Genomic DNA, 11,983 nt, shown 5'->3' with positions numbered 1-11,983 from the left:
AAAGGCCCAATTCACACTCGCCAGTTTATGCAGAAATATAGTCAAAAAATGCGTTTTCATAAAATAGTTTTCGCAGATCGGATAATCTGTTTGGAACCGTGCTTAGTAGGATTGCTTTGCCTGTTGTGCATCTTTGATCACGCTGTATTGCAAAGTCAGGCCTTATAATGGGGATAAAAAATGACAGGAGGTCTGGCCAATGGCGATATAGTGTAGAGGCACTGCTGTATACGACTGAACCGATTTCTATTTCAACCACCATCCGAAATTCGATATTGATGAAGAGGCTTTAATCGTCGCTGCCAAAGCAGTGGGGGAAGTCGTGTGCGGATATTACGGACTGGAATAAGGATGAAACAAAAAATCAGGGTCGCCCTTAATTCATCGGAAGATGATCGGGGTGGCCCTGTTTGCGTAAGACTAACCCAGGGGAGTAATACTAATAATCCATTGATAAATTTCCTTCAAGTAGATAAAATATTATCAACCGCTTTCATTGATAACCTATAATCCCTCATCTGACCCGTCCGTTTCTTTGAAAGCGGAATCAAAGCCTGGGCAAGGGGGATTCTTTTGTAATAACATTCTGAGATATAGGGGGAGTATGATGAAGTGGCTCAAAGGGAGTTTATTTAGAAAAATACTGATTATTATGCTATGCGTTGCGATCCTGCCGTTTTTACTGGCGAGTTTATTCGCATTCCGTACAATTTCAAGCTCTATGAAGCAGCAAGTAATCGACTTGAAGCAAAATGCAATGGAGATTATATCCAATAATTTGAAAATTTACTTTGACGATTTGAATATGCTGACAAGCTCTTTTTATGTAGATCCGCAGTTAATGAGCTATTTTCGCTCTAAGGAAACCTCTCCGCTCCAGAAGCTCTACATATACAACAAAGTGAACACGATGTATATTAGTCGTTCTGAGTTTCATGGAGTTCAATATATCAGCAAAACTAAAAATCTTACCTTTACCTCCTCGGATGTAAACAACAACGATATAAAACAAATGCTTGGCAACTACGATGAGATCAAAGGTGAAGCTACGGTTTATAGTGTAAAGGATCTGGGCGGCAAAAAAGTACTGCTGATCCAGAAAAATCTGGTGGATTACCCGGGCTCTGAGGTTCTGGGGACGATTAACATTTATGTAGGCCTGAGTGAAATTGACAAATTGATTCATACTCAGCTTCTGCAGGACAGTGCCTATTTCCTGTTGATTAATCAACAAGATCAGTTTCTATACAGCTCGCTGGAGCAAACAAGCGGAGTGCAGCATCTTCAAAGCAAGATGATGAACGGCAAGGGTTCCTTCGAAGGGGAAATGAATGGGAAGAAGGGGGTTTTCATTTATTCGAAAAATGCGAATGATAACCTGCCTTTCACTTTAGTGAAATATGTATCCGACTCAGTCATAAATGAGTCCGCTTACAAGACGATGAGCCAGTCCGTTGTCATCCTGCTGATCGCGATTGTCCTTGTCGTTGTTCTTGCTGTTATTCTATCTTATTTCATCATATTTCCGATCAAAAGACTGCTCCGCAGCATGGTTCGGGTTGAGCAGGGCCACTTTGACATTAAAAGGGAAAGCCAGAGGACGGATGAACTTGGTATTTTGGAGAACCGCTTTTATACCATGGTTCAGAATCTCGATGAATTTATGAACCGGGAATACCGTTACAGGCTGGAATTGTCTACAGCCCAATTGAAGATGCTGCAAGCGCAGATTAACCCCCACTTTCTGTACAATACAATGCAGTATATAGGTACGGTTGCTTTAAAAATGAAAGCTTATGAAGTCAGCGACAAGATCGCCGAATTAGGGTCAATTTTGCGCTACAGTATGGATTTTCGCAGCGACGTTGTCATGTTAAGCATGGAAATTCGTCATATCGAAGATTATATGTCCATTCAATTGGGGCGGTTCAAGAATAAATTGAGCTTCGACATGGTTTGTCCCCCGGAAGCGGCTACTATCGAAGTACCGAAGATGCTGCTTCAGCCGCTGATTGAGAATAGCATTGTTCACGGGATTGAGCAGGGTCGCGGATACGGAAGCATCCAGCTTGAAATTGAATTGAGTCCACAGGGAGAAGCGGAAGATAAAGCCTTGCTGATTCGTGTAATCGACAATGGGAAGGGAATACCAACTGAGAAAATCGCTGAGATTCACAGCGATTATTTAGAGAATAAATTGCAATACGGTCAAAACGGAATCGGATTAATTAACGTACTGCAGCGTTTGCGCCTGCGCTACGGATCTGATTTTTCGTGGGAAGTGACGAGCGTACCGTATGAAGCAACGATGATAGCCTTGAACATTGGATTGGACCAGGGCGAAGAGAGGAAGGACCCGAAATGAGAGTATTAATTGTTGATGATGAAGAACATGTTAGAGAAGGAATTGAGCTGGCGGTGGATTGGGATGAGTATGGCATTGACGAGAGGCTCCAAGCTGAGAATGGCAGTCAGGCCTTGGAGCTCATCCGTGAATATAAGCCGGAGATCGTCTTTTGCGATATGAGCATGCCGGAGCTGAACGGAATTCAATTGCTGGATCTCATCCGTCGCGGTTTTCCGGACATTCAGGTTATTGTCGTTAGCGGATATGATGATTTTATTTATACTCAGGCTACGATTCGCGCCAAGGGTGTGGATTATATATTGAAGCCTTTTAAAAAACGGGATCTTGAGCAAGCGCTGTCACAGGCCGTTGATTTATGCGAGCAGCGTGTGAGCAGCCAGCGGACTAGCCGGGATACGGGTTTCCTGGTTCAACAGGCTGACAATGTCGTTATGGAACAGAAAATGTCTCAATTGCTAAAGGGCGATGATACATCTATAGCTGAAGTGGAGAACTATTGCCGGAACCTTGGACTATCACCGGATAACGTAAGAATTTCGTTCATTCTGATGAAGAACGGCTCTCGTCTGATGAAGCAGCGTTATGACGGGGATAACAGCCTGTTCTCTTTCGCTATAAAAAATATGGCGCAAGAGATGCTAGCAGATTTTGGGAGCCATCTTCTTTTTTGTTTTGAGGAAGAATTGTGGGTTTTGGTTACAGCGGAGGCTTCAGGCAGCGGGATGAGGAATTCCTTAAATTTCTATATTAACAAAATGACAGCAGCATGGCGTTCGACGATTGGATTGGAGACATTTACCGGAGTGAGTCAATATGTTTCGAATTTACTAGAGATACAGCAGCAATATTCGAGTGCACGCGCGGAGTTGATCCAATCTTCTGTCATAGCCGGGCAGCAGTCAGACCTTGACAAACCATCGTTATCCGACAGGGAGCTGCAGCTTAATATTGCGTTGGAGAATGGTGACAAGCTGCGGGTTGAAGAGATAATCCGCGGATTTACAGCAGAGCTTGGGCAGTATGGGCATCTTAGTCTGGCAGAGCTTCAGCGTTATACCAAAGAAGCTAATTATATACTTGAACGGGCCATTCTGCAGATGAACAAGGATCTGGAAGGCGTGTCCTTATCTCCATGGATTAGCTGCATTAAGGAGTGGGAGAGCAGATGGATTCAACAATGGTGGCGGCTGATCGAGGAATGTGGGAACAGTGGTTACGAGGGCAGGAGCATACAGTTGATCCATGACTATATCGAACAGCATTTTCATGAGAATTTCTCCCTGAATGAACTGGCGGAGAGGTTCCATTTTAGTCCCCAATACATTGCCAGAAGATTTAAGGAGAAATACAACATGACCATCATTAGTTATCAGATGGAGCTGCGCATGGAGAAGGCAAAGTCTCTACTGGAATATACCGATCTGCCGGTGGTCAAAATCTCCGAGATGATCGGCTACCAGGATGAGAGCTATTTTAGCAAGGTGTTCCGTAAGCAACACGGCTTGCCCCCATTAAAATATCGCAAGAGGATACAAGGTTCATAAAGTACTATTTTGAGTAAAGATAGTCTATGTTTCGACATCAACGGAATTCTTAGAATAGAAGTGTAGCAAACAACAACTTAGGGGGTTAAGAAAATGCGCAAGGTTATGCTAATGCTTCTCACCAGCGTCGTGGCTTTGTCCATAATCAGCGGCTGCGCTGGCGGAAGCAGCCCGAAGAACAGCGAGGGCTCCAGTGCGGATTCGGGAAGTTCGAATGGCAAAGTAACGATTAAGATTATGGATTTCAAGACAGAGATCACCGATAAAATCAAGGCGATGGCTGCCGATTACATGGCTGAAAATCCAAATGTCACGATTGAAGCTCAGGTTACCGGCAATTATGATACCCTGTTGAAAACCCGTTTTGCGGCTGGCGATGGACCGGATATTTTCATGACGAGAGCTTACACAGACATTCAGGATTGGTCGGAAAGACTCGTTGACTTGTCCGAAGAGCCATGGATGGATAAAGTGATCCCATCCTCAGCGCCAGGGATGACTGTTGACGGCAAGAAGTATGGTTTCCCGCTTGCTGTTGAGGGCTACGGATTTATTTACAATAAGGATATGTTTGCTCAAGCGGGTATCGATAAGCTGCCTGCAACATTAACGGAGCTGAAGGAAGCCAATGAGAAATTGAAGGCCGCGGGCATTTCTTCCTATTCTGAAGGCTACAACTCATTCTGGGTGCTTGGGCAGCATTTATTCAATCTTCCGTTTGCTTATGAGCCGGACTCGGAAGGCATGATCGCAAAGATGTACAAAGGCGAAGCAAAGATCGCTGATTTGCAAAACTTGAACGGGTTCTTTGATGTCTTGGACATGACGATTGACTACGGTAAAGGCACGGATACAATCGGCCTTAACTATGATAATCAGGTTTCCGATTTCGCCTCCGGAAAGACGGCTATGATGCAGCAAGGCGTATGGGCCATCGACTCGATCACGAAAATCAATCCTAATATGAATATCGGGATGTTCGCGATTCCTCTGAACGATAATCCTGAAGATACGAAAATGCCGGTAGGTGTGTCGACTTATTATTCGATTAACAAGGATTCCAAGGTGATTGAAGAGAGTAAGAAGTTCTTGACCTGGCTGCATGAAAATGGTCAGAAGTATATCGTTGACTCTTATAAGATGATTCCTGCTTTTACGGATTTGGAAACGACGCCTGACCTTGGTCCACTGGCAGAAGATCTGGACAAGTACTTGAAGGATGAAAAGACGCTGATTTGGTCGTTCCAATTGTGGCCGTCCGGAATTGCGGAAGACTTTGCGGTACCTCTGCAAGCCTATGTCGGAGCCCAATATGATAAAGATCAGACTATCCAAGAATTGCAGAACATTTGGGATCAAAAAGCAAAATAAATAGGAATGATTAATATGACGATTAAATCTCGCGGATGGTGGATATATGCGGCTTTTGTCGCACCGGCTATCCTGTTCTTCACATTAATAATTCTAATTCCCTTCTTGAGAGCTATTATCTTCAGCTTTCAGGAGTGGGATGGAATTAGCAGCAACATCAGTTGGATCGGATGGAGGAACTATCAGAATTTGTTCCACGATGCTTCGTTCTGGAGGTCCTTTACATTCACGGCCAAATATGTGGTCGCAACCACAATTTTGCTGAATGTATTCGGATTATTGCTGGCCCTTGGACTGAACCGGGCGATCAAATTCAGGAACCTGTTGCGGACGGTTTATTTTCTGCCTTATGTTATGGGCTCTGTCATTGTAGGCTTCATCTGGAAATTTATTATTACGAATCAATTTAGTCAAATCGGGGCGGCAACCGGCTGGGCTATTTTTCAAAAAAACTGGTTGAGCTTGCCCGATTACGCCTTCTGGTCTATCGTTATGGTCGCTGTGTGGCAGTCTGTCGGTTATTTTATGATCATCTATCTATCCGCGCTGCAGGGCGTTCCTAAGGATTTGGTAGAGGCATCGGAGATCGACGGGGCCGGGTACTGGAGCAGAATGCGAAATGTCGTATTTCCCCTGATCAGACCGGCGATTACGATCAATCTTTTCCTGGCTATTGCCAACGGGTTTAAAGGCTTTGACCTGAATTACTCCTTAACGGGCGGAGGTCCCTTTGGCACAACCCAATCCTTAGCCTACCATATTTACACGGAGGGCTTTGGAAGAAATATGTTCACATATGCCTCCTCCAAGTCCGTTATATTCTTCCTCATTCTCGCTACGGTCACTATTGTCCAGTCACTTGTGCTGAAGCGCAGGGAGGTTGAGATGTAATGAAAAAGCGCGAAAATAGATGGAATTGGGTTATATTCGCCATATTATTTGTGATTGCTATCTTTGTATTTTTTCCGTTGTATGTAACGTTTGTGAATTCATTCAAATCCTATAATGAGGTTGTTTCATCGGTTGCATCGCTTCCCAGCACACTTCATTTTGATAATTTCAAGACGGTATGGACGCAATTGAATTTTGGCGGGGTATTCATGAACTCGCTAATTATTACGGTCATTTCCGTAGTCGGCATCCTGTTGATCAGCGCACCTGCGGCCTATCAATTTGTACGCCGCCCCGGTTGGGTGAGTACGGTACTATTCATGCTCATCCTATCATCGCTGGTCATTCCGTTCCAGACATTGATGATCCCTCTGGTGAAAGTTGCTAGTGAGATGTATATGATGGATTCGATTGGCGGGGTCATTATCATGTATTGGGGTTTCGGAATCCCCTTGGCGGTGTTCCTGTATAACGGATTTATCAAAGCGATTCCCCGTGAGCTTGAGGAAGCCGCTCTGATTGACGGCAATGGAGTTGCCGGAGCGTTCTTCCGCATCGTCCTTCCCTTGCTGAAGCCGATCACCACAACGATTGCGATCCTGCATTCTCTATGGATCTGGAATGATTTCCTGCTTCCGTTGATTACGCTTAGCTCCAAGAAGAATCAGACGATTCCGCTTGCTTCATCGGTTTATTTCGGGCAATACATGAATGAATGGCATTTGGCGATGGCTGCTTTAACCATGGCGTCGATCCCGGTCATTATATTCTTCATCATGATGCAGCGCAACATTATCGATGGAATTACGGCGGGTGCGGTCAAAGGCTAAGCAGCGGCTTACAGCAAGTTAGAAAAGTTTGATGCCCGTCCTCCCTCTTCTCGGTGGGGAACGGGCATTTTATATGGTTGGAATGGAAACGAAATGAATGACTTGAGGTGCGGGAAAAGCATCGGACAGGAGGAAATGATCATGGGAATGAAATATGATCTGGGGACGGGGAAGGAGAAGAACTGGATCGTTGCCGAGTCATCCTTCTCCAGCAGCTTGCTTGGGAAGGCCGAGGCAGTCATGTCTCTGGGCAACGGTTATATAGGTCTGCGCAGCGCTGCGGAGGAGCCGTATGTAGGTGAAGTCAGAAATCTGTTCGTAGCCGGAACCTTTAATAAATCGGATGCGCAGGAAGTGTCGGAGCTCCCGAATGCTGCTGACGTGACTAGATTGAATATTTTTATAGATGGGGAAAGGCTGGATGCGTCTGTACGGACGGAGGATTATGTGAGGGCCCTGAATCTGAAGACCGCCGAATTAAGAAGGTCGTTTATTTGGACAACTTCTTCCGGCAAGCAGGTGGCATTGAAATTCAGAAGGTTTGTATCGTTGGATAACCTGCATGTCATCGCTATGAAGATGGAACTGGAGGCGCTGAGCGATGATGTGAATGTGAGTGTTGAGAGCGGTGTGAACGCTCAGGTATCCAATAGCGGGGCACAGCATTTCTTTGAAGGCGAGAAGCGGATTTACGATAAAAAGTATGTGGAGATGGTGACGAGAACGGTAGAATCCAATATTAATTTTATGTTCCACACCGTACATCATGTTACTCTTGCCGATGCCGAGCTGGATCAGCCGTTTATGCGGATGGACCGCCGATTGATTATGCTCAGTTATCAAGGAACCCTGATGAAGGGGCAAAAATTCTCGCTTGAGAAGCTGACAACGGTGCATACCTCCCGGGATAAACAGTTTGACGGAATGGGGCCGCAGGAGATGCGCGGCTGCGCTCTAAATACCTTGAAGCAGTGCGCGGCTGAAGGGTATGAGGAATTGTTCGCCCGGCATGCTTGCGCATGGGAGCAGAAGGTGTGGAGGCAGTATCAGCTGAATATCCAATCGGAGGATGAGTTCGATATATTGGCCGCCCGCTTCGCCCTTTATCATTTAACGGTGATGACTCCGGCCCATGACGAACGGATGGGAATTGCGGCTAAGGGACTGAGCGGCGAGGGCTATCAAGGCCATTCCTTCTGGGATACGGAAATGTTCATCCTTCCGTTCTTTATTTATTCCAATCCCGAGGTGGCGAGATCGCTGCTGATCTATCGTTATTTAGGAATTGAAGGCGCAAGGAAAAAAGCGAGAAGCAACGGCTACGAAGGGGCCATGTACCCGTGGGAAGCCGCATGGCCCAGCGATGGCGAGATGGCCCAGGAATGGGGCCGCGTGGATATCGTTACTGGCAAGCAGACAAAGATCTGGACCGGCTTTATCGAGCAGCATATTACTGCCGATGTAGCCTTTGCGGTATGGCAATACTACATGGTTACAGGCGATCGGGCCTTCATGGAGGATTATGGCTATGAGATTATTTTTGACACGGCCCGATTCTGGGTCAGCCGTCTGGAATGGGATGAAGCAAAGGGGCAGTACTGTATTCATGATGTAATCGGCCCTGATGAGTATAAAGAGCATGTGGATAACAACGCGTTCACAAACTATTTTGCCCATTTCAATATACAGCTTGCTATGGAGTACTACAGTAATCTGAAGGAGAGCGATTCTGACGTATTCCATCGTTTGAGTGAGCTGCTGAATTTGGAGCATGCGATGGAAGCCTGGATGAAATGCATCAATAAAATCTATCTTCCCCAGCCAGGAGAGGGTCTTGTTATTCCACAGGATGATACTTACTTGACGAAGCGGATCATCGACTTGACGAAATACAAAAATCAGACGCATGTGAATACGATCTTTGAGGATTACAGTCTGGAGCAATTGAGTGATATTCAGGTGTCCAAGCAGGCAGATTTGATGATCCTCTTCTACTGGTTAGAGGACAGGTTCAGCAATGATGTGAAGATTGCCAATTACAATTACTATGAGCCGAAAACGATCCATGACTCTTCCTTGAGCCTGTCAACGCACGCGATACTAGCCAATGATCTCGCCGATCGTTCCCTCGCTTACCGATTGTTCAGGCAGGCCTGTGAAATTGATCTGGGACCCGAGATGAAGTCATCTGATTTGGGAATGCATACAGCCTCCATCGGTGGTATTTGGCAGGTGATTGTGATGGGCTTCGCGGGCATGCGGATGCTGCATGGCGAATTAAGGATAAATCCGCAGCTGCCGGAGCATTGGAGCCAGCTGGAGTTTATGATCAATTGGCAAGGACAGCGCCTGGAATTGGAGGTCACGGCGGATCGGCTTATCGTCAAGGCAACGGATCAGGTTCCAGTCAAGCTGAATGTTTACGGGAAGGAATACCGTTTCGACGATGTGCTGGTGGTTAGCCTGACCGAAGCGAGAGGAGATGACTAACATGAAACTGCAAGCCGTATTATTTGATCTGGATGGCGTCATTACCGATACCGCAGAATATCACTATTTGGCCTGGAAGCAGATGGCGGAGCAAATCGGAATCGAAATCGACCGTGATTTTAACGAACAGCTCAAGGGAATTAGCCGAATGGAATCCCTGGAGCGGATATTGGTTCATGGGCGTAAGGATCACCAGTATTCGCTGAAGCATCGTGAGCAGCTGGCCGCAGACAAAAACAAGCATTATGTGTCACTGCTTGCCGGGCTTGCTCCGGACCATGTCTACCCAGGGATTGGTGAATTGCTCGATCAGTTGACAGAGCATCATGTTCCCTCCGTATTGACGTCGGCAAGCAAGAATGCACCGCAAATATTGGAGTCGCTTGGGCTGGCGGACCGCTTCTATGCGATTGCGGACCCTGACGGGATTTCGGGCAAGCCCGCCCCCGACATCTTTCTGAAGGGAGCAGAATTGGCAGGTGCCGATCCGCGATGCTGTATCGGAATCGAGGATGCCCAAGCCGGAATCGAGGCGATTAAAGCGGCGGGGATGTATGCAGTTGGTATCGGCGATCCGGAGCTGCTGGGAGCTTCAGGCGCGGATATCGTATACAATAGCACTGTTAAATTGAGTTTAGCTTCGTTGTTGCAGGCGTTGAAGCAAAGCTCATCATTATAGGCTTCAACAACAAAATCAGGGCTGTCCTTCAGTCATCATCGGAAGATGATCGGGAGCAGCCCTGTTTGCATTTACACATATTTATAGCTCTTCGTAACTATTGCGCTCATTGACGAGCAGACTGGTGAAGATGAGGGACAACAGAATAATGATCCCAGAGGCAGCCAATTGGATATAAAAGTCATGAGGCCTCGGGAGGGATATAAATTGAAAAATAACATCGGTTAACAGGTAGAGCAACATTTTAAATATTCCCCAAAATACGAGAATGGAAATGATCCATTTGCGAATGGACTTTTTAAGACGAGACCGCCTTGTGGCGCTGAGCTTATCCATGGCAGCCATGAAGATTGCCTCCTTATCAACACTTTTCTATTGAGAGCTGCGTGTATCCGACGGAGCGCATCCCTTGAGTTCTTTGTACACTCGATTAAAAGTACGAATGCTGCCAAATCCGCACTCCAGAGCAATATCCGTGATGCTGGAATCCGTGTTCACAAGCTGATGCTCCGCCATAAGCACCCGGATCGTATTGAGATAAGTTTTGAAATTCATACCGATCGCTTTTTTAAAGGAACGGCAGAAGTGGGATGGATTCATCTCAAACCGCTCCGACATCATCTCAACGGATAAGTCCATCGCATAATTCGCCTCGATAAAAGAAATAATCTTATGGATTTTGGCCCGTTTATTCTCAAACCGCTGGCTGGAGCTTCGGTCAAAGGGAACGGTGGGCAGATACCTGCACAAGGTTCCGAACAATTCCAGCAGACAGCTTTTGATGTACATCGGGTAGCCAGTCCGGGCGTTCTCCTTCTCTTGCAGCATTTGACGCAGTAAATCGCCAATTCGTGAAAATTCCGGCTGAGTGGAATCGATATACGGCGATTCGAAGCGAAAATCAACAGGCCAGGTTTTGGCCGCACCAATCAGCTCCGGCTTAAAGATCAGCATGAACGCTTCAGACTCCAGATCCTTGCTCTCATAATAGTGAATATCATTACTGCAGCAAATGACCATATCCCCCGCCTGCAGCCGTCGTTTCTCTTCATTTACCCCGACGATAATATCGCCTCGCTCCACGTAGACGAATTCCAGCTCATTATGGAAGTGCGGATAAAAGGATAGATTGTTAATCCTATAGATTTCAAGCGGAAGCTCGGCATCCATATTCCAATTTTGATAGACCGATTTCATATATATCTCCATGATCCATGCGTAAAATTTTGTATTTCCTGACTTTAGTTCATCATACCGAGTTAGGCAATTTTTGTCTAATAGGCTGAGGTGTATCTTATGTTTTCAGCATGTAGACATTCAGATGTTATGAAAATCAGATAAAAATCATTGCTGATTGATGATGAGGCTGCTTCTCTCTATGTTGTCCATTCTTCTGCTTGTAGAAAGCATGAGTTTACCCTTGCAAAGGAAGTACAGTCTTCGGAGCAGGATGAGTGTGAGCGGAGTAATGAGCGTGGAGCAAAGTAAGCGCTAGGAATTCAAAAGCCCTCTTGATGGCTTCTGTCAGAAGAAGCACTATCAAGAGGGCTTAATGTTGCTCGGAACCAATTTCTAACGAAACAGGGCATCGCTATTTGGGTAAAAATAGGCGATATAAAATTCTAACGAAACAGAGTATCGTTATTGAGCCAAATATATAGAATAAACCCTCGATCCGGTCTAAATAACGATATGTTGTTTCGTTAGACTAGAATCATCACGATTTTTGAGGTAATAACGTGATGTAGTTTCGTTAGAAATACATATGTCCGAGGTTGAGCTTACGCTAGAGCTAATTTGGGCCGAAGTA

General features: G+C 45.8%; 9 protein-coding genes and 1 pseudogene. 8 read left to right on the top strand and 2 right to left on the bottom strand.

All coding sequences use genetic code 11. The features are described from left to right. Positions 1–247: 247 nt before the first annotated feature. The 8 genes and pseudogenes from DMN77_RS23760 to pgmB form a co-directional block, all read left to right on the top strand. Positions 248–349: pseudogene (locus DMN77_RS23760) on the top strand (M20/M25/M40 family metallo-hydrolase); the annotation flags it as partial. 255 nt (positions 350–604) lie between these two features. Next, positions 605–2,365, top strand: a complete 1,761-nt coding sequence (locus tag DMN77_RS04815; protein WP_179013760.1) for a sensor histidine kinase — start codon at positions 605–607, stop codon at positions 2,363–2,365. Continuing rightward, on the top strand, positions 2,362–3,912 hold the full coding sequence (locus DMN77_RS04810) for a response regulator (RefSeq protein WP_179013758.1): 1,551 nt from the start codon (positions 2,362–2,364) through the stop codon (positions 3,910–3,912). Before DMN77_RS04815 ends, DMN77_RS04810 begins: the two co-directional genes overlap by 4 nt. 93 nt (positions 3,913–4,005) lie before the next feature. Further along, on the top strand, positions 4,006–5,283 hold the full coding sequence (locus DMN77_RS04805) for an ABC transporter substrate-binding protein (RefSeq protein WP_068782143.1): 1,278 nt from the start codon (positions 4,006–4,008) through the stop codon (positions 5,281–5,283). Positions 5,284–5,298: 15 nt separating this feature from the next. Beyond that, entirely contained in the window at positions 5,299–6,174 is an 876-nt protein-coding gene (locus tag DMN77_RS04800; protein WP_068782142.1) for a carbohydrate ABC transporter permease, read from the top strand. Then, complete coding sequence (locus DMN77_RS04795; RefSeq protein WP_068782141.1) at positions 6,174–7,004, top strand: carbohydrate ABC transporter permease; 831 nt, start codon at positions 6,174–6,176, stop codon at positions 7,002–7,004. The genes DMN77_RS04800 and DMN77_RS04795 overlap by 1 nt, the downstream gene beginning before the upstream one ends. A gap of 141 nt (positions 7,005–7,145) precedes the next feature. After that, entirely contained in the window at positions 7,146–9,494 is a 2,349-nt protein-coding gene (locus DMN77_RS04790) for a glycoside hydrolase family 65 protein (RefSeq protein WP_256872238.1), read from the top strand. Position 9,495: 1 nt separating this feature from the next. Beyond that, positions 9,496–10,173 (top strand): beta-phosphoglucomutase, encoded by a 678-nt coding sequence (gene pgmB, locus DMN77_RS04785; RefSeq protein WP_068782140.1) that lies wholly within the window; start codon positions 9,496–9,498, stop codon positions 10,171–10,173. A gap of 81 nt (positions 10,174–10,254) precedes the next feature. On the opposite strand, the gene DMN77_RS04780 is transcribed toward pgmB, so the two are convergent. Further along, complete coding sequence (locus DMN77_RS04780; protein ID WP_068782139.1) at positions 10,255–10,518, bottom strand: hypothetical protein; 264 nt, start codon at positions 10,516–10,518, stop codon at positions 10,255–10,257. Between the two features lie 27 nt (positions 10,519–10,545). Further along, positions 10,546–11,370: an AraC family transcriptional regulator gene (locus tag DMN77_RS04775; protein ID WP_068782138.1), complete on the bottom strand. Its 825-nt coding sequence runs from the start codon at positions 11,368–11,370 to the stop codon at positions 10,546–10,548. Positions 11,371–11,983: the final 613 nt, after the last annotated feature.

The sequence above is a fragment of the Paenibacillus sp. 79R4 genome, assembly GCF_013393165.1.
Taxonomy (GTDB): domain Bacteria; phylum Bacillota; class Bacilli; order Paenibacillales; family Paenibacillaceae; genus Fontibacillus.
The sequence above is the reverse complement of the archived record's forward strand: the minus strand, read 5'-3'. Positions and strand labels throughout refer to the sequence as shown.